Origin of the sequence: Aristaeella hokkaidonensis (assembly GCF_018128945.1) — a bacterium.
Taxonomy (GTDB): Bacteria; Bacillota; Clostridia; order Christensenellales; family Aristaeellaceae; genus Aristaeella; species Aristaeella hokkaidonensis.
On record NZ_CP068393.1, the window covers coordinates 1,090,951 to 1,110,543 of the forward strand.

The 19,593-nt window shown below is 52.6% G+C and carries 17 protein-coding genes; 9 read left to right on the plus strand and 8 right to left on the minus strand.

Annotation, left to right across the window (positions count from 1 at the left end; genetic code table 11):
- The first annotated feature begins 1 nt into the window (after nt 1).
- The gene (locus tag JYE49_RS05085; RefSeq protein ID WP_093956367.1) at nt 2–307 is read left to right on the plus strand and encodes a DUF1292 domain-containing protein; all 306 of its coding nucleotides are present in this window, start codon (nt 2–4) and stop codon (nt 305–307) included.
- 43 nt (nt 308–350) lie between these two features.
- Here JYE49_RS05085 and JYE49_RS05090 read toward each other — a convergent pair whose 3' ends face one another.
- From JYE49_RS05090 to JYE49_RS05125, 8 genes are all read right to left on the minus strand, one after another.
- On the minus strand, nt 351–2,342 hold the full coding sequence (locus tag JYE49_RS05090; RefSeq protein ID WP_093956368.1) for a substrate-binding domain-containing protein: 1,992 nt from the start codon (nt 2,340–2,342) through the stop codon (nt 351–353).
- An 86-nt stretch (nt 2,343–2,428) separates the two neighbouring features.
- Nucleotides 2,429–3,172: an amino acid ABC transporter ATP-binding protein gene (locus JYE49_RS05095; protein ID WP_093956369.1), complete on the minus strand. Its 744-nt coding sequence runs from the start codon at nt 3,170–3,172 to the stop codon at nt 2,429–2,431.
- 13 nt (nt 3,173–3,185) lie between these two features.
- On the minus strand, nt 3,186–4,001 hold the full coding sequence (locus tag JYE49_RS05100; RefSeq protein ID WP_093956370.1) for an amino acid ABC transporter permease: 816 nt from the start codon (nt 3,999–4,001) through the stop codon (nt 3,186–3,188).
- 30 nt (nt 4,002–4,031) lie between these two features.
- Nucleotides 4,032–4,874 (minus strand): transporter substrate-binding domain-containing protein, encoded by an 843-nt coding sequence (locus JYE49_RS05105; protein WP_093956495.1) that lies wholly within the window; start codon nt 4,872–4,874, stop codon nt 4,032–4,034.
- A gap of 135 nt (nt 4,875–5,009) precedes the next feature.
- Complete coding sequence (locus JYE49_RS05110) at nt 5,010–6,062, minus strand: lysylphosphatidylglycerol synthase transmembrane domain-containing protein (protein WP_093956371.1); 1,053 nt, start codon at nt 6,060–6,062, stop codon at nt 5,010–5,012.
- 61 nt (nt 6,063–6,123) lie between these two features.
- Nucleotides 6,124–9,498 (minus strand): glycoside hydrolase family 2 TIM barrel-domain containing protein, encoded by a 3,375-nt coding sequence (locus JYE49_RS05115; protein WP_093956372.1) that lies wholly within the window; start codon nt 9,496–9,498, stop codon nt 6,124–6,126.
- 19 nt (nt 9,499–9,517) lie between these two features.
- Entirely contained in the window at nt 9,518–10,513 is a 996-nt protein-coding gene (locus tag JYE49_RS05120; RefSeq protein ID WP_093956373.1) for an NAD(P)H-dependent glycerol-3-phosphate dehydrogenase, read from the minus strand.
- 23 nt (nt 10,514–10,536) lie between these two features.
- Entirely contained in the window at nt 10,537–10,986 is a 450-nt protein-coding gene (locus JYE49_RS05125; RefSeq protein ID WP_093956374.1) for a YwiB family protein, read from the minus strand.
- Between the two features lie 104 nt (nt 10,987–11,090).
- Here JYE49_RS05125 and ispE point away from each other — a divergent pair, with 104 nt between their 5' ends.
- From ispE to JYE49_RS05165, 8 genes are all read left to right on the plus strand, one after another.
- Entirely contained in the window at nt 11,091–11,999 is a 909-nt protein-coding gene (gene ispE / locus JYE49_RS05130) for a 4-(cytidine 5'-diphospho)-2-C-methyl-D-erythritol kinase (protein ID WP_093956375.1), read from the plus strand.
- 8 nt (nt 12,000–12,007) lie between these two features.
- Nucleotides 12,008–12,742 carry a tRNA 2-thiocytidine biosynthesis TtcA family protein gene (locus JYE49_RS05135; RefSeq protein WP_093956376.1) on the plus strand — a complete coding sequence of 245 codons (735 nt, stop codon included), beginning with the start codon at nt 12,008–12,010 and terminating at the stop codon, nt 12,740–12,742.
- Between the two features lie 88 nt (nt 12,743–12,830).
- Entirely contained in the window at nt 12,831–13,706 is an 876-nt protein-coding gene (locus tag JYE49_RS05140) for a 5-bromo-4-chloroindolyl phosphate hydrolysis family protein (RefSeq protein WP_179217228.1), read from the plus strand.
- Nucleotides 13,707–13,745: 39 nt separating this feature from the next.
- Nucleotides 13,746–14,909, plus strand: a complete 1,164-nt coding sequence (locus tag JYE49_RS05145) for a toxic anion resistance protein (protein WP_093956378.1) — start codon at nt 13,746–13,748, stop codon at nt 14,907–14,909.
- Nucleotides 14,910–14,985: 76 nt separating this feature from the next.
- Entirely contained in the window at nt 14,986–16,392 is a 1,407-nt protein-coding gene (gene coaE, locus JYE49_RS05150) for a dephospho-CoA kinase (RefSeq protein ID WP_093956379.1), read from the plus strand.
- Nucleotides 16,349–17,902 carry an ABC transporter substrate-binding protein gene (locus tag JYE49_RS05155; RefSeq protein WP_283399324.1) on the plus strand — a complete coding sequence of 518 codons (1,554 nt, stop codon included), beginning with the start codon at nt 16,349–16,351 and terminating at the stop codon, nt 17,900–17,902. The genes coaE and JYE49_RS05155 overlap by 44 nt, the downstream gene beginning before the upstream one ends.
- A 13-nt stretch (nt 17,903–17,915) precedes the next feature.
- Nucleotides 17,916–18,857, plus strand: a complete 942-nt coding sequence (gene prmA, locus JYE49_RS05160) for a 50S ribosomal protein L11 methyltransferase (protein WP_179217230.1) — start codon at nt 17,916–17,918, stop codon at nt 18,855–18,857.
- A complete protein-coding gene (locus JYE49_RS05165; protein WP_179217231.1) occupies nt 18,857–19,591 on the plus strand; it encodes a 16S rRNA (uracil(1498)-N(3))-methyltransferase in 735 nt (244 codons plus the stop codon). Before prmA ends, JYE49_RS05165 begins: the two co-directional genes overlap by 1 nt.
- The last annotated feature ends 2 nt before the right edge of the window (nt 19,592–19,593 follow it).

The following is a 19,593-nucleotide window of genomic DNA, read 5'->3' on the forward strand; positions in this document are numbered from 1 at the left end:
CATGAGCGATGAAATCAAAAACAATGAGGATTCCTTTGAACAGGATGACGTGAACGCCCTGACTGAAGGCGATATCATCGAAATGATCGGTGATGACGGTGAAACCGTATCCTTCATTTTCGTTGATGCGCTGGAATACGAGGGAGATGTTTATCTCGCACTGGCTGAGCCTGAAGAGGATGACGCTGTTTTCTTCCTGAAGATTGAACAGGATGAAGAAGGCAACGATGTTTACAACGCTCCCGATGAAGAGCTGGAAGACATCCTTTTCAAGCGCTTTACTGAAATGCGCGGAAGCGAGGAATAAGTCCGGTTTCCGGATTGAAAAAAGGCTGAAACCTTTAATGGTTTCAGCCTTTTTCATTGTTTATCTTCAGGTCTTCTTTCCTTCGTCCGAATTTACGGCTGTTCTTTTCATCATACATCCTTCGGTCAGCCATCGTCATATACTGATCCAGAGTATCATGCATCTGCGGCACTGCCGCGTAGATACCGAAACTGGCGCTGATATCGCAAATCCAGGGATCCCTTGCATTCAGGTCGCTGATCGCTTCCCTGGCGCAGTCCTTGAGCTTCTCCGCCTCTTCCATACTGTCGAGGATGCCGTAGGCCAGGAATTCATCTCCGCTGATATGAACGGGAACAAAGGAGAATTCTCCCAGGCTTTCCATGGCCTTTCCCATCCTGCAGATGGCGATATCGCCGGACTGATGGCCGAATTCATCGTTGATATGCTTCATATGGTTCATATCAGCGCTGAGAATGGCAAACACCTTGTTATTTTTTCTGGCTTTTTCCATCACCGCCGGGGCTTTCTCCAGGAAACCCCTTCGGTTCAGCATCCCGGTCATGATATCCCTGATGGCCATCTGTTCAATGGTACTTGTATATCTTTTGATATTCGTCTGGAGATAGAGGCTCATCAGGGCTCCATTCAGGAGCATCAGGAAAGGATACAGGGCCGCTCCGCTGGTCAGGCTGCCCGGATTCAGTCCCACATACCCGAAGCTCCTGTTCCGGTAATACAACGGACAGAAGATCAGGCAGAGTGTAGTTTTCCTGTCCTCGTCAAATGCCGGTACCAGTTCATGGGTGGAATAAAGAACCGGCTGATAGGTCTTCCCGTCGGTCATGCCGTACAGCAGCAGCATTTCGTCCGGATAGGATCCGCTGTCTGTTTCTTCCCCGTCCGTTTCCCTGCAGATTGACGGATCCACGCAAAGGAAAAAGTCCCGGATATCCCAGTATCGGATGAAATCATGGATTCGGTGATGGGCTTCCAACTCGTCACCGACGCCCGCCATGCTGCCCGCATACATGCTGATACAAGTAAGGGTTGTTTCCATATTCCATTTTTCGGTACCCAGGTTCCGCAGCATCTCGTTCAGGTGTTCCTGGTTTTTCAGGCATCCGCAGCTGTCTCCGTATACCGGGATGGTATTCATATGGATCACTTTTTCCGCCGGTTTTGCTCCGTCAATCCATTTGTTCAGGATTTCAATGGCTTTCTGAGCCGTCCTGTCAATCGGCCTGCGGATGGTTGTCACACCCCGCATCACCGCCTCCCGGGATGCGTCAAATCCAGTGACTGCCACGTCCCTGGGTACGCGGATTCCGTGTTCGCTCAGGTATTCTATCACACCCAGAGCCATATCGTCATTGCCGCACAGAATCGCGTCCGGCAGTGCTTCATGCATGGCGAGCATCTTTTCTGCCGCCTGTCTCCCGCCTGTGCGCGTCCATTGCCCGTCAAAAAGAAGCTTTTCATCCATTTCCAGGCCATATCGGCGCATCATGCTCCTGCAGGCTTCCAGCCGTTCCATGGCCACCTCGGAATGCATCGGACCGCAGACATACATGATGCGTTTTGCCCCGTGTCTGGAAATCATATGTTCTGTCAGCTCTTCCACGCTGTTTCTATCGTTGAACTGGATAGTCACTGCGTTTTCCTGGATAACGTCTATGGAAATATGCGGCTTTCCTTTCAGGGGCGTAATAACTTCAAATATTTTCCGGAGCGTGGCTTCGCTTCCCATGGTAGCCGGCATGGAGATAATCCCGTCAAATGTTTCCAGGTCCGGCAGGTCATAGATCATGCTTTCTTCTCTCTCACTGGTGGACAGCGAAACGTCCATATATCCCATACTGTTGAATATGCAGATATCAATCCCGTATCCGGCGCTGGCTTCTGCCAGTCCGGATGCGAAATGCTGCTGATATTCTCGCTCAATACTGGCCATCAGTACGGCAATTCTCTTGCGGCGCATGATCGTCTTTTCCTCCCGGGGAGAATGATTGGACGGGATCAATGTTCGGGTGTTTTCTGTCTCACATTCTATCATGTGAAATGTCCGGAAACAAGTAAAATATGTCTGTACCTGCAATAAAAAAAGGACTGATTCTCTCAGTCCTTTTTTGTTTTTTCATGTCAGTTGTTGAGGATCCTTTTCAGGAAATCCTTCGTCTTTGGACTCTCGGGATTGGAGAAGATCTTTTCAGGGTCCCCTTCTTCCTCGATTACGCCGTCAGCCATATAAACCACATGGCTGCTGACGTCCCGGGCGAAAGACATCTCATGGGTCACAACCAGCATGGTCATGTTATCTTTCGTTGCCAGGGATTTCATGACGTCCAGCACTTCTCCCACCATTTCAGGGTCCAGTGCGGACGTGGGTTCGTCAAAAAGCAGAATCTCCGGTTCCATGGCCAGTGCACGGGCAATTGCAACGCGCTGCTTCTGTCCGCCGGATATCTGGTCCGGTCTGGCGTTGATGTATGGCGCCATTCCTACTTTGTTCAGGTAATACAGGGCCCGTTTCCGTGCTTCATCATGTCCGGTCTTCAGTACCTTCTGCTGGCCGATCATGCAGTTTGCCAGAACGGTCAGGTTGTTGAACAGGTTAAAGCTCTGGAATACCATACCGACCTTGGCCCGGTAGGCGGAGGAGTTGACGCCCCGTCCTGTGATATCCTTCCCGTGAAACAGGATTTCACCGGTTGTCAGTGTTTCAAGCAGGTTGATGCATCTGAGCAGCGTTGATTTTCCGCTTCCGCTGGCGCCGATAATGGTTGTCACGTCGCCCTTGTCAACCGTAAAGTCAATATCCTTCAGCACCGCATGCGTTCCGAAGGCTTTGGAGAGGTGACGGATTTCAAGAATGTGTTCGCTCATTGTCCCTCTCCTTTCATTCTTTATCGGTATCGCCGAAGGGCGATGCTTCCTGGTGGTCCGGATAGTTGTATGTTCCGGCCGTCATGACAAGCTGGTCTGTGGTTACCAGTTCATAATTGGATTTTCCGGCCAGTTTCTTTTCCAGCTTCCGCAGCAGGAAGGAAGCCAGAAGCGTCATACACAGATATCCTCCCATCTCGATAAAAGCGGAAGGAAAATACTTGAATACGGCGCCTGCCACCATCTTATGGGCGGCAAAGAAATCGGAGAATCCGATGATGAACATGACTGACGTATCCTTGACGTTGATGATGTAGTTGTTGCCGATCTGGGGCATGATATTCCGCAGTGTCTGCGGCAGGATGATATAGAGCATCGTCTGCCAGTGGTTCATGCCGATGGCTTTTGCGCCTTCGAACTGACCGGGATCGATACTCATAATGCCGCCGCGTACGGACTCTGCCATATACGCGCCTGTGTTGATTGATACGACAAGGATACTGACCGTCCATATACTGGAGAAATTGACATTAAAGAAATACGGAAGACCGTAGAAGATAAAGACGGCCTGCAGGATCATGGGCGTACCGCGGAAAAGTTCTACGTATGCGCGGATGACAATCCGGACAATCCGAAGCAGGACCCGCTTGATCACAGGGTCTTTCTTTCCGCAGGGTATCGTCTGCAGGATGCCGCACAGGAATCCGATCACACAGCCGATCAGCGTTGCTGTTACGGCAAGGATCAGTGTATTGCCGATTCCCTGAAGGTACGTCGTACCGTATTTGGCCCATAATCCGCTGATATCAGACAGGAGCTTGCCAAACATAAATTACTTCTTCCTTATCCTGTATGTCTTTTATTCTTCATCGCCCAGGGGCTGGATCTTGATCGCTTCAGCCATCAGTGCGTTGAAATCATCCGCGGTTTTGCCTGCCAGCACGCTGTTGATTTTGTCAACCAGCGCGGTATTGCCCTTCTTGACGGATACGCCGATGTTGATTTCTTCATCAGATACTTCAAAGTCGTCTCCGCTGCCGGCAAAGTCGAGCAGCACCAGTTCCGGATAGGCAATCAGGGCAGCCTGGGCTGTGGGCATATCGGTGCAGACAAAGTCCACCATGCCGGACGCAACCGCCATAAGCATTGCCGGAGCGGATTCAGCCGCCATCTGGATTTTGGCTTCAGGAATCTGGGGCAGGCATACGTCGTACCAGATGGTGCCTGTCTGGCTGGTGCAGGTACCGCCCTTCAGTTCGGAAATGCCCTTCGCGCCTGCGAAAGCACTGTCATTCCTGGTCAGGCATACGATGGTGGCATACAGATAGGGGCCGGCAAAATCGACGGCTTCCATACGCTCAGTGGTCATGCTCTGGCCTGCGATAACCGCGTCGCATACGCCGGACTGCACGGCGGGTACGAGGGAATCCCAGTCCAGCTGTTTGATTTCAAGATCCCAGCCGTTTGCTTCGCAGATGGCTTTGGCAGTCATCACGTCATAGCCGTTGGCGTACAGTGTGGAACCCGCGATCGGCACAGCACCGTTGGAATCGTCCGGCTGGGCCCAGTTGTATGGAGCATAGGCGCATTCCATGGCCACGGTCAGAACGCCGTCTTCCAGGCCTTCGATGGTGCCTTCAGCAAAGGAAACAGAAACAAATACCATCGTCAGAATTGTGAGAACCAAAAGAAACCTTTTCATCAGGAACCCCTCCATTGTCTGTTCTCATTCAGTTGTCTTTTCCATTCATGAAAAAAGATAACTTTATAGACAGATTTTATCTGGAATCACTGTCCGTTACAAGTTTTTTTTTCGTGTATATGAAAAGAGCCGCCCTCAGGCGGCTTTGGATGCGTTTTTGCGTTTCCGGGCTTCCCTGCGCAGGATAATCTTCTCCAGGATAATGGTGAATACGCCCACGATCAGGTACAGGTAGAAAGTGAAGAACCTCCAGATCAGCAGGGCCAGGCCGATGGTTCCGTCCTTGAAGATATCTCTGAAGTACAGCAGGAATCCGCCCTCCTGTGCGCCGCTGGCGCCGGGAAGGGGCGTATAGCTGGCGCTGACAAACAGCAGGCTGCTGATGGTCAGGATCTGGTACCAGGGCGTTCCGGTAAGGCCGAAAGCATAATAGACGAATACGGTTGTGCCGAACAGCGCCAGCAGCCCCATGGTGGAACAGGCAAACTGCAGCAGGATCTGTCCGGGAGAATGCATCAGGTCCAGCAGTGCGGTATGATAGGTGTCCAGCACTTCCGTCACCTTGGAGATGGCTGCTTCCTTATTCCGGACAATATGCATCTTGTCCAGCCTGTTGATCAGCATTTCAGCGAATTTCTGGACCCAGTTCCGCTTGAAAGCGGCCAGCAGCACCAGCGGAACAGCCGCAAAATTGATCAGCCAGCCGATCCGTACAATCCAGATGGCGCCTGCCAGCTGCTGATGGACAAAATCGTGATTCAGGATATAAAGCACAAGCGCGATCAGGGACGTCATGGTCTGGTTGGTGATAAACCGGATTGTCACGGCCATCGTGCCGTATCCCACGGGTATTCCCGCTTTCCGCATGGAATTGACCTGCATCGGCTGTCCGCCTGCGGAGCTGGGCGTAATATTGCAGTAGTAGAAGCCGATCAGCGCCACATTCACCGCACGCCCGATGCTGATTTTGAACCCCTGTCCCCTGAGATAGAACCAGTAATTGAGGCCGTCACACACGGTATAGATCAGCCAGCAGCCGAAAATACAGGCCAGCCAGGTCAGGTTCATTTGTCGTATCGCGTCAAAAGCGTTCGACAGGTCCTCATTGCTGAAGGCAATAAAAAAGACAACTGTGATGGAAAGCGCAATGAACAGAAAACTCAGGAGTTTCTTGAGTCCGGAACTCATGTGCCTCTCCTTTCACAGTCAGATTTCATAATGGTCAACTGATTTATTTTACCTTATTCTTTCAAGTCTGTCCAGTTGTCTGTCTGTAAAACCGGAAACTGCGGAAATCAAACGCACTGCCGGGCAGGAAAACAAAGGAGACTGTGCAGGATCCTTCCGGTACCCGGACGGAGAAGCGCTGCCTTGTGCCTCCTTTTCCGCTGAAGCCTGCCGCCGTATCGTATTCCTTTCCTTCTTTGTTCACGATCCGGATGCTGATGGTATTCAAATCCAGCGGCGTCTCCCCTTCAATCTCCAGCGTCACTTCTGCTTCACCGCCGAAGTCCATGTCGGTCCATGTAAGCGTCACATTGTTTCCGATATGGGTCACCGCGCTGCCTGAACGTTCGAAACAGTCGCCATACAGCTGTTCCGCGCTGCCTGCCGTATGCGGGATATAGGCGTTCAGCTGTTTTTCAAAGACAAATCCTTTCATATGGACTTTGTCTTTCATCCTGAATTTCATCGTCTGCAGTCCGGTCAGTCTTTCCGGAAGCTTCCAGGTCTCCGGCTGGTAGACGTTCCAGATGCTCTTCTTTTCATAATGCAGTACAGCCGTCAGATGTTCTGTACCGTTCATCCCGCAGGTCCACATTTCCAGGTCATACGGATCGTCGTTCAGCGCGAATATATCCGCTGTGACAGTATCGGATCCTGTTTTGCCGAAGTCAACGCGGCTGAAACCGATCATGCTTTCCCCGTTCCGGTCAAAAGCAATTCCCTTTTCATTGCCGGTGCCGATGTTTCCCTCGTGAAGGTCGTACAGTCCGGCTGAAACGTAGGTGAAGGGATCCAGGGAGGGATTGCCGGTGCCTTCGGCGCTGAATTCCATCTGGCTGATGAATTCACATCCGTCTGCCTGTCTGCCGCACAGTCCCCGCAGGTAATATTTCCCGTCCCCTTCTGCGCGTACAGTTATCCTGTGATTTTTCCCGGTGATTTTTACATAAGGGGATGCAATTCCCGCCGCGTTGGTCACTTCCCAGGTAACGGACATGTCGCCTGCATCCGCAGGCAGGACGCGGTATTCAAAGGAACATTCCGGATTCTGCTCTGTCAGCCTGGTGCTGCCGATGGCCCGGATCTCCAGCCTGCGTGCCGGAACGCCGCCTGTGAGAGGCTTTTCAGCAGCTTTTTGAATGCATGAAATGCCCTTTTTCATTTCTGCTTTCTCCACAGGTATCGTCATCTCTGCACAGATTCCATTGCTGCTCCGGACAAGCACAGATACGTCTTCATGTTTTCCGTTTGATCGGATGATCAGCAGAAGTTTTCCGGAAAACAGCCTCCTGCAGTCGCATTGATAGCTGTCCGGATCGGTGGAATCTCCATTGTCGGTACCGATCAGCTGTCCCCCGCCGCGGACTGTGATTTTGATCCTGTCCCGTGCGTTTCCGATAGGGTTTCCATCCCTGTCTTCCGCGCTCACCGTCACAAAGGCCAGGTCCCACCCGTCAGTTTTCAGTTTTTCTTCCTCACGGGTCAGGGAAAACTGAGCTGTTTCTCCCGGCGTCCTAATACTTTCTTCACAGAGGATCTGCCCCTTTTCATCATATCCTCTGGCGGTCAGCGTACCCGGGCGGAACGGCAGCTGCCAGACCGGCAGGCACTTTTCCATGCTGCTGTAATCCGGTTTCTGCTTTCCGCAGGATTTTCCGTTCAGGAAAAGTTCTGTTTCATAGCAGTTTGTCATTACCGGAATATCAATCAACTGTCCGGGATTCCAGTCCCAGTTCACGCCGATATGGATCATTTTTTCTGGATTCCAGAAGCTTTTGAAAAGATAATAGGAATCCTTTGGAAAACAGGCTGTGTCCGCCTGGCCGAAATAGCAGGATCGTGTATGGTACGGCGTAGGTTCGCCGATATAGTCGATGCCGCTCCAGATGAATTGTCCCAGGCTGAAGGAGTGATGCAGGTCTTCTGTAATAAGCCGCTTCAGGCTGTCTGCGCCCCAGCTGGTATTGCTGTTTCCCAGGGCGGAACACTGCAGGTCCGCGTCGCTCATGATGCTCTGGCTCATCGGAAAATGATAGATTCCCCTGCTGGACAGGATGCTGCCAGTTTCGCTGCCGTAGATAATCCATTTCGGGTGGGCAGCATGATGCGCTTCATATAACTTTTCCCCGTAGTTGTATCCGACGATATCCACTCTTTCAGCGCAGCGCTGTCCGCCTTCCCATTGCATATAATTGCAGCCGAAGGTAACATAGGCGTGTTTTTCCGGATCATGCTTCCGTACTTCATCCGCCAGAAGCTGTGTAACGGCTGTTCCTCGCTCATCCGCGTGCATATCATAGATCTCGTTCCCGATGGACCACATGATCACGCAGGCATGGCAGCGGTCCCTGCGGATCCAGGATGCCACGTCCCTTTGATACCATTCCGGGAAAAACCGGGCATAATCATAGGTGGTCTTGGGTCTTTCCCACATATCAAAGGCTTCGTCAACCACCAGGATGCCCATCTCATCGCACATATCCAGCCATTTCTCCGCGGGAGGGTTATGGCTCGTCCGCACAGCGTTCACGCCCATATCCTTCATCAGTTTCAGCTGCCTGCGTGCGGCCTTTTCGTGGAAGGCTGCGCCCAGCGCGCCGAGATCATGATGCAGGCATACGCCCCGCAATCGTGTTTTTTGGCCGTTCAGGAACAGGCCTTGATTCGGGTCTGCAAAAACAGACCTTAGTCCGATCTTTCTGACTTCGGTCTGTTTTCCGTATCTGATGTTCAATGTATAGAGATAGGGATCCTCCGGAGACCAGGGTCTGCCTTCCCTGACCGGAATCGTTGCCCGGATGAATCCTTCCTGTGCCTTGCCGGCCGCAATGCCGGCGGTTTCTCCCTGCATGTCCTGCAGGACGCATTCAAAGGGCTGCGGTTCACCTGCTGTTTCTGCTTTGATCCGCAGGTTCCAGCCCTGCTCGTCAGTATAGTTTTCCTTTATGGACAGCCCGTCCGGAATCAGATGGCTTGCCGGGAGGGTTACCAGGTATACGTCCCGGTAAATACCGCTTCCGGAATACCACCTGCTGTTGGGACTCCTGTGCCGGATATGGACCATCAGTTCGTTTCTGCCGGCCTGCAGCTTTCCATCCAGCGGTACGTCAAAAGCTGTATATCCGTACGGATGGGTACAGAGCACTTCTCCGTTCAGCAGTACGTCGCAGTCCATATAGACGCCGTCAAACCGGATCATCACCACCGGTTCATGATCTTCAGGCAGTTCAATGATCCGCCGGTACCATGCGTCGGCGGTTTCATACAGGTCATCCTGCCAGATCAGCCAGTCATGGGGCAGGTCCACAGGAGTGAAGGAAGCCTTCTCCGCGTCTTTCAGTCCGGATCCTGCGGGGAGTTTGGCAAAGAACCATTGATCGTTAATCAGTGTACGCATCTGATACCCCTGCTGTCTGTTATTCGGTTTTCAGACTTCTGTTCATCAGTTCATTCACAACGTCGGAAGGCTTTGCGTGTTCATTCACGATCAGCCTCACCGCGTTGATCAGCGGCATATCCATACCGTATCTCTCGCACAGGGTCACCGCGGCCGGAAGAGCGTTCATTCCCTCCACAACCATTCCGATTTCCCTGACCGCCTCTTCCACGGATTTTCCCTGGCCGATCAGGTATCCGGCCCGGTTGTTCCTGGAATGCTGGCTGGTTGCTGTTACGATCAGGTCGCCGATTCCGGCCAGGCCGAAAAAGGTCTTTTCACGGCATCCCATGGCCAGCCCCAGGCGGCGGATTTCTTCCATGCCCCGGGTGATCATGGCAGCGCAGGTGTTGTCTCCGTATCCGAGTCCCCTGGCGATACCGACAGCAAGCGCCTCCACGTTTTTCAGCGCGCCGCAGATCTGTACCCCTTTTTCATCCGGATTGATATACGGCCTGATACAGGTTCCGTCAAACAGCTGCTGCACGCCCGCGGCGCAGTCCATGTCCTCGCAGGCGCACACAATCAGGGTCGGCAGATCCCTGGCTACTTCTTCCGCGTGGGTCGGTCCGCTCAGGGCCACCGCCTGGTTCTTTTTGCCGGCCGCCTTCAGCTCATCCCGCAGGACTTCCGTCAGTGTCATCAGCGTATCCTTTTCGATCCCCTTGGCCGCGCTGATCAGCACCATTTTATCCTCAATATAGGGAGCAAAATCCCGGATTGTTTCACGGGTATATACGGAAGGAACCACCATCAGGAGGTAATCTGCCCCGGCTGCGGCCTTTCCGATATCGGAGGTAAAAACAATCTCTTCCGGTATTTTAACCCCCGGAAGGTTCGGATGTTTTCTCTCCGCGGAAAGCCTGTCGGTTTCTTCCTGAAAGCGGCTCCAGATACGGATTTCATATCCTTTTTGTGAAAGCGCCCTGCCCAGCGCTGTACCCCAGGTTCCTGCTCCGGCTACAGTAATAATCATCCTGTCTGCCCTCTTATTATTTCTTATTCCTGATCGGATCTGTATTCAAGGTGAAGCTCGTTGGTTGAGGTATAGTTTCCCTGGATATTCAGCTGGTATTTCAGATGGATGTTGCCTTCGGAACTTCCGAAACGGCAGGCTGCCTCCTTGGTGAATACAGCCATGTCCATTTCGCCGTAGGGCGTATGGTACACGCCTTCAAAACGCTGTCCCTTTGCGAATACCATCGTATTGGAAAAATCCCCTTTGCGTTCCATGGTAATCCGGCCGTTCTTCAGCGTAAGGGAGATATCGGACTTCAGGATAGCGCCCGTTTCCTCGTCCTGCTGCGTTTCCTCATACTGCAGGAGGGCTTCCTCCGGGTTTGTATAGTCCAGTTTGCCCACCGTCATAAACTGAATGGGATAGTCCGGCATATGATCATACCTGGCGATTGTCAGCAGATTGATAAATACAGGTTTACGGCTGTCCACCTTGTCACAGCTCCTTTCTGGTGATACAGTAAGTGTACATCCTAAACCTTCTGTTTGCAAGTCAGGCGGAGGGACAGGATGTCTGTCTGTGTGATTATATATTGATGATAGAACAGATAAAAGAAATTGTTCCGGAGGGGCTTATGATCCTGAAAGCCTATGCCAAAATCAACTGGTCCCTGGATATTACCGGGCAGCGGGAAGACGGATATCATATCATGGATATGCTGATGCAGCCCGTTTCCCTGGCAGACGATATCACGCTGTCTCCTGCCGCTTCTCTGTCGATCACCACCGGCGGCTGGCCCCGTTCACGTGCGGATGAAAGCAACCTGGCCTATCGTGCTGCCCTGGCGCTGAAAAACGAAACCGGATACCCGCTTGGTGCCCGGATCCACGTGGATAAGCATATTCCGATCGGCGCGGGCATGGGCGGCGGAAGCTCAGATGCCGCCGCTGTGCTGACCGGGCTCAACCGTCTGTGGAATACCGGCCTTTCCGGCGCTGACCTGGAGCGAATCGGACTGACCATCGGTGCGGATGTTCCTTTCCTGATCCGCGGCGGTCTTGCCCGTACCCGCGGCATCGGAGAGGATATGGAGGATCATGAATGCCGTTACAGCTACTGGCTGATTGTGATCCAGCCCTGTCCCGGACTCAGTACCGCTCAGGTATTCAGCCTCTGGCATGAATCCGCTCCTGCGGACCGTCCCGATACCGATCATGCGCTTCGGGCGCTGGAAACCGGAGACCTGAATCTTCTTTGCGCCTCAATCGGAAATGTGCTTCAGCCCGTATCGGAAAAGCTGCGTCCGGAGATTGCGGAGGCCTGTACACTGCTGACGGCGGAAGGCGCACAGGCAGCCCGGATGACCGGCAGCGGCAGTGCCGTCTTCGGCGTGTTCCGTTCTCCTTCTGTTGCGGAGAAGGCATACCAGCGGATTTCCGCACGCTATAAAACCGTTTTTCTCTGTCATACCCAGCATGACAGCGTCCGGATTATGGAGGAGTAGGATTATATATGAAGAAAACCCTGGGCTGTATTCGCAAGGCGGATCATGATTTCAGTCTCATCGAATCCGGCGACCGTGTGGCTGTCGGTGTTTCCGGCGGAAAGGATTCCCTGCTGCTCCTGCATGCGCTGAGCCTTTACCGCCAGTTCTCCCATAAGGATTTTTCACTTTTTGCCATTACCGTCACCCTGGGGCTGGAACCTTTTGATCTTACCCGGATCCGTGCCCTGTGCGAACAGCTGGACATAGAGTATATTGTAAAGGAAACGGAAATCGGCAAAATTATTTTTGAATATCGTCAGGAAAAGAACCCCTGCGCCCTTTGTGCCAAAATGCGCAGGGCTGTTCTTGCCAATACCTGCGTGGAATACAATATCAATAAACTTGCCCTGGGCCATCATCGGGAGGACGCCATTGAAACCCTGCTCATGTCCCTTTTTAATGAGGGGCGGTTTAAAACCTTCCACCCGAAAACACGCATGAGCAGGACAGGCATCACCGTGATCCGTCTCCTGATTTACCTGCCTGAGAGCCATGTAAAACATATGGCAAAGGTCCTGGACCTGCCCGTCGTCAAATCTCCCTGCCCGGCGGACGGCAATACGGACCGGCAGAAAATGAAGGATCTTATGCGGGAACTCCGCAAGGTTTACCCTGACGTGAACGAGCGCTTCCTCCATGCCCTCCAGCAGGATCATTACGATCTATGGCAGAAGGATAATTCCCCTTCCGGCAACGGATGATTTCTAAGCATATTTTAATCGTTTTTTCTTTCATTTATAAATTTGGTGTGATATAATTCTTCTGATATTTAGGCAAGGAGTTATGAACGTGAGCAAGAAGAACCCCAACAGCAATAAAAAGTCCGGCGGAGCCGGTTTTATTATAACTCTGCTTATTCTTTCCTCCCTCAGCGGCTTTTCCTTCGGCGGGATCATCGCCGGTGTGCTGCTTGGGCTTGGTATTGGCAAAATCACCAGTATCATGGGAAGCGGCCTGGATACCACCACCCACAACCGGCGTGACCGGGAGCGCCAGGCCCGTGAAGAGGCTGCCGCCCGCCAGCAGGCCGAAATCCGCAGCCGTCAGCTCGCCGCCGAAGCCGAAGAGAAGAAAAAGGCCGACGCCAACCGTATTCCCCTTACCGGTGATAAAATTGCTGACGCGGTGATCACCACCGGCCAGGACATGCTCAATACGATTAAAAAAGAAAACGCTGCCATCCCCGATCAGGAACTGACCGAGCAGATGAATAATCTTTACGTCAAGTGTGAGCAGATTTTCAGAACCGTATCTGAAACGCCCTCCAAAGCGCCCCAGGTCCGGAAGTTTATGAATTACTATCTGCCCACCACCCTGAAAATGCTGGCCAATTACCGTACCATGCAGCAGCGCGGCGTTTCCTACGGCGAAATGAAAGAAGCCCGTGAGACTACCGTTCACGGCATGAACCTGATCCTCACCGCCTGCCAGAAGCAGATCGATAACCTCCATCGGGAGAACATGCTTGATATCTCCACCGATATTGAGGTTCTGGAGCAGATGCTCAAGAGGGACGGCTTCATGGAAAACGAAATCGTTGAATCCGCCCGTACCGCTGCTGAAGCACAGATGCGTTATTCTTCCGCTCCCGTGATGAATTTCCCTGTCGAGTCTGACGATCATGAGATTCCATCCGGTATTCAGGCCGGTATTCAGCAGGAATAATCCTTTACCTTCACTGACACTTTAAGGAGGAACGTAAAAATGTCTGAAACCAATCCTATGCCTCAGCTTTCCCTGGCTCCTTCTGCTCCCGAACCGGAAGTGGCTGAAACCCCTGTTGAAAGCATTCAGCAGACTGCCGCGCCCGCGGTGGAAGAACAGGCCCCCGGCCTCGATGAAAGCCAGCTCACAGAAGCTGAAAAGAAAGCAATCGATGACTTCATCAACAAAGTCGATGTGACCAATCCGGATCACGTCCTGCTCTTTGGTGCGGATGCCCAGAAGCGCATTGCGGATTTCTCCCAGACTGCCCTGGACGCCGTTAAAACACAGGATACCGGCGCTGTCGGCAACATGCTGGTTAATCTCGTGGCTGAGCTGAAAGGCTTCAAAAAGGACACGGAAGAACCCAAAGGCCTTTCCCGCCTCTTCAGCAAGGCGGAGGACAAGATTGTGCGCATGCAGGCCCGCTACAACAAAGTCTCCGTCAATGTTGAGAACATCGCCTCCTCCCTTGAAGGTTATCAGGCCCAGCTGCTCAAGGACGTCGCCATGTTTGACCGTCTTTACGACCAGAACAGCGATTATTTCCATCAGCTGACCCTTTATATCATCGCCGGTGATAAGAAGCTCCGCCAGATCCGGGAAACCGAGCTGAAAGAGCTGATGGACAAGGCTGCCGCCAGCGGCGATGCCATGGACGCCCAGAAAGCCAATGACCTGGCTGCCCAGTGCGACCGTTTTGAAAAGAAGCTTTACGACCTGAAGCTGACCCGTCAGGTTGCCATCCAGATGGCGCCCCAGATCCGGCTGCTTCAGAATAACGACAGCCTCCTGGTCGAGAGGATTCAGTCCACTCTCTCCAACACCCTTCCCCTGTGGAAGAGCCAGATGGTGCTTGCCCTCGGTATGCATCATTCCCAGGAGGCACTGAAAGCCCAGACCGCCGTTACGGATATGACCAACGATCTGCTCAAGCAGAATGCTCAGGCGCTGAAGATCGGCACCATCCAGACTGCGAAAGAAGCTGAGCGCGGCATCATTGATATCGAGACGCTGATCCAGACCAATCAGGATCTCATTGACACCATCAACGATGTGATGGATATTCAGGCCCAGGGTCACGCCAAGCGCATTGAAGCGGAGAAGACCCTCTACTCCATGGAAGCTGAACTCAAGAAAAAGCTTCTCTCCACCAGGATCTGATATTACATTCCCAACGGCACGGCATGTGATTGCATGGCCGTGCCTGTTTTAAATCCAGGAAAGGAAATCGAATTGAATGCGTCTGATCGGAATCACCGGAAGTATAGCCTGCGGAAAATCCACCGTCAGCCGTGAATTGTTCCGCCGGGGCTATCCTGTCATTGACGGGGATGTTCTTGCCCGTGAACTTACAGGTGCCGGTGGTGCAGCCATGGCCGAAATCGGTTCTGTTTTCGGGGATCGGTATATTGCTTCGGATGGATCCCTGAATCGCCGCATGATGGGACAGCTCGTCTTTTCGGATTCCACTGCCAGGGCCAGGCTGGATCAGCTGATGGCTCCGTATCTTCAGAACCTGACCATGGAAAGGATCAGTCAGGCCCGCGCTTCCGGGGCAAGCCTTTGTTTCCTGGATATGCCACTTCTTTTTGAAAAGGGATATGACCGTTACTGTGATGCAGTCTGGTGTGTCTGGCTTCCTGAAGAGACGCAGTTGGAACGGCTCATTGCCCGCGATAAATTTACACGTGAGGAAGCTCTCAGCCGGATGCGCGCGGTCATGTCATCCGATCAGAAGGCGGATCTTTCCTCCGTTGTGATTGATAATTCAGGTTCTGTCGAAAACACGCTCCGGCAGGTAAACGAACAGTTGCAGGTGGAACTGCGCCGTTCAGAAGCTTCTGCCCGGCGCAGGCGTGCGCCGGAAGCTGCTCCCGTTGTCGCGCAGCAGCGTTCTGCACCGCCTTCCCTGCCGCCGGATATGGATGCTGTCCAGCGTCCTGATTCCTCCCGCAGGAAGCCCTCTGAGCGGAAAGCCGAATGGCCCATGCCCCGCTGGACCAAAATTGCGCTGATCTGCGCACTGTTTGTTCTTCTATCTGCTTTCACTGCCCAGATGCTGATGGGCGGGTATCTTTCCGGCCGTCAGAAATTGCACGAGGCGGAACAGGAAGCAATTGATGAAAACTATCCGTTATATTATACAGAGGCGATCCGGAAAAACGCTGCCGAGTTTCATCTCGCCCCGGCGCTGGTCGCTGCTGTCATCCGTAACGAGAGTTCCTTCAGACCCACGGTTGAATCCTCTGTCGGTGCCCGCGGCCTGATGCAGCTCATGCCGGATACCGCTGAATGGATTGCCCATAAGCTGAAAGTGGATAATTACTCCTTTGAAATGATGAATGATCCGGAGTCAAATATCCGCTTTGGCTGCTGGTACCTGAGTTACCTCAGCAGCCTCTTCAGCAGTGATCCCTGGTGTGTTGTCTGTGCTTATCATGCGGGCCAGGGAGAAGTATCCTCCTGGCTGGCTAATCCGCTTTACAGCAGTGACCAGAAGACGCTCATCCGGAGCAACCTGCCGGAAGGTCCTACAAAACAGTATGCAGGGAGAGTAACAAGAGATTATGGAATTTATCAGGCGAAATACTTTGATCAGGGTGCTGTTGTCAGTCCTTCTGCTGATAACGTTGCTGCCGATTAATCCCGCACCTGCTGAAGACATCGGAAAACAGATGTCCATCGGCATCCAGAGCACCAAAACCCTTGCCATCCGTCCCTTTGAAGCGGTTGAACGGGATATGCTGTCCGTTTACAACGCCGTTTATGAGAGTCTGATCCTGATTGATGACACCTATATGCCCCAGGGTTCCCTGGCGGAAAGCTGGGAGGAAAGTAATAACGGAAAAGTCTGGACCTTCACCCTTAGGGATGATATCCGTTTTTCCGACGGCACACCCATTACCGCATATGATGTGGTCGCTTCTGCCCAGTATATTCTGGATAAAGCGAATGATGAAAACATTGCGGATCATGGGTTTTACTATAACCTGTCCTATTTTGTGAAATCCATTTCCGCCAAGGACGATAAAATCGTAATCGTCAAGACAAAGCGGCCCTATTTCGGCATCCTTTATGAGATGACTTTCCCCGTCGTTCCCGCGGCCCAGGTCGCTTATGACGCCCCCATCGGCAGCGGGCCTTATGTGATTACCAGTTTTAACCCCGGCGTCAGCCTCATGCTGGAAACGAATAAGAACTGGTGGAAAGCAAAGGAGCCCTGGGTGGAGCAGATCATCTTTTCCTTTACCGATACGCCGCGTTCTGTGATTGAAAATTATGAATACGGTCGTACACAGGCGGTTTTCACCCGTTCCATCGCCAGCACGCAGTATAAAACAGGTTTGCATTCCGTCACCATGAGTTACAGGACCAGCCAGCTGGACGTTCTGTTTATGAACAATACCGTTTCCGAGCTGACTCCCGAGGTACGCAAAGCCATCCGCTACGTGGTCGATAAACAGAAAATCATCGAAAATATTTATTCCGGCATGGCCAAAAATACCAATTTCCCCTTTTATCCCGGCACCTGGATGTACAATGAAAGCCTTGATCCCACTTTCTCTTTGAATCTGGAGGAAGCCAGGAGGCTCCTTACTGCTGCCGGCTGGGAGGATTCCGATGAAAACGGTATCCTGGACCGCACGGATGCGGAAGGAAAGGTGACCAACCTGCATCTCCGTTTCTATGTCTATGAAGAGCCGGATAACGACGTGCGGGTGGAAGCCGCCAACATGATTGCGGATATGCTGGCCCAGGTGGGAATCAGCACCAAAGTGGAAGCCATGACCCTGGCCAACGCGAAAGAGAAGCTGAAGGCCGGATCCTTTGACCTGGTGCTTGGCTCCTTTGCCATGGATGTCTGTCCGGATCCCGGTTTCATCCTGATGCGCGGTAACACCGGCAATTACTGCCGTTACAAGAGCAGCAGGATGACGGAACTGTGTGAACAGCTCCGGAAGGAATATTCCTACCAGGGATACCGCCAGCGGCTGATGGAAATCCAGTCACTTTTTGCGGAAGACTGCCCCTTTATCTGCATGTATTACAGAATGGGCAATGTTCTTTCCCGCGCTATGTACACCTCCTGCCGCGACGTCCGGGAGTATGAACTCCTGCGCGGCATCGAAAGCTACGAACCCAAGGACAAATGATAAAGGAGTATTTATGGATTACGCTGAGCTGATTGTGCATACGACCACTGCCGGTTCCGATGCTGTTTCCGACGTTCTGATGGAAGCAGGAGCCTCCGGTACCATGATTGAGGACAAGGCGGATATTCCCGATCCATCCAAACCGCATGGTGTATGGGAAATCATCGATCCGAAACTGCTGGACAGCATGCCGGAGGATGTGCTGGTTCATGCCTGGTTTGAAGAAAATCCTTCCCTTCCGTCTCTGATCGAAAACATCACCGGCCGCCTGTCCACGCTGCATGAAACGGTGTCTGACGCCGGTTCCCTGCGCGTGGAAACCCGTTCCGTCAATGATAAATCCTGGGCCGACGTATGGAAGAAATACTTCAAACCCTTCTACGCCGGTCAACATCTGGTCGTAAAGCCCACCTGGGAACCCTTTGATCCGAAACCCGGTGACAAGGTTATTGAGATAGATCCCGGCATGGCTTTCGGCAGCGGCACCCATGAAACGACCGGCATGTGCCTTTCCATCCTGGAGGAGAATATCCGCGGCGGCGATGAAATCATCGACGTGGGCACCGGCAGCGGTATTCTGGCAATCGGTGCGGCCCTGCTCGGCGCCGGTCATGTACTGGCGGTGGATATCGATCCGGATGCTGTCAAAGTAGCTGCTGAAAATGTTGTCAACAATCATGTCCAGGATATCATTACCGTCCAGCAGGGCAACCTTCTGGAGAAGGTGGACGCGGTTTGTGATATCTGTGTGGCCAATATTATCTCTGATGTCATTATCTCTTTCGCCGCTCCGCTTATGAGCCACATTCGTCCCGGCGGCCTGTTCATCTGCAGCGGAATTGTTTCCCTGCGCGGTGATGAAGTAGCGCAGGCACTGCTGGATGCAGGTTATGAAATCCTGCAGAAGTATACCCGTGGTGAATGGACAGCTTTCCTGAGCAGGAGGAATGCCTGATGCACAGGTTTTATGCCGATCCTGAAAACTGCGTGGACAACATTGTCTCCCTGCCGGAAGAGGATGCCCGTCATGCCTGTACGGTTCTTCGTATGAAGCCTGGGCAGCAGGCGGAAATCTTCATGGGCGGAAACCGCTGGTCCGCGGAAATGATCTCCGTTTCACCGAAGGATGTACGCCTGAAACTGGTTTCGCAGCTTCCCTCCACGGAGCCGTCTGTTTTTGTCACACTATACCAGGGGCTGCCCAAATCCGATAAAATGGATCTGATCATGCAAAAAGCTGTGGAGTTGGGTGTTTCCCGTATCGTCCCGGTGTTGATGGAACGCTGTGTCTCCCGGCCGGATCCGAAGGATTCCGCCCGCAAGCTGGAACGTTGGAGAAAGATTGTCCGCGAAGCCGGAAAGCAGAGCGGCCGATGCCTGATTCCGGAGGTTGCGGAGATTCTGACCTTGAAACAGGTGCTGAATGATCCTGCCCTTCCGGAGGTCAACATTGTTCCCTGGGAAAACACGGAAGGAAACGGTCCGCTGTCTTTCAGCAAATCGCATCCTGCCCTTTCTTCCATTGGGATTATGATCGGTCCTGAAGGCGGTATTGATGAAAACGAAATTGAACTGCTTCAGGCTGCCGGCTTTGTCCCTGTAACCCTTGGGAAACGGATTCTTCGTACGGAAACCGCCGGACTTGCCGCTGTATCGGCCATCATGTGTTTATACGGAGAAATGGAATAAAC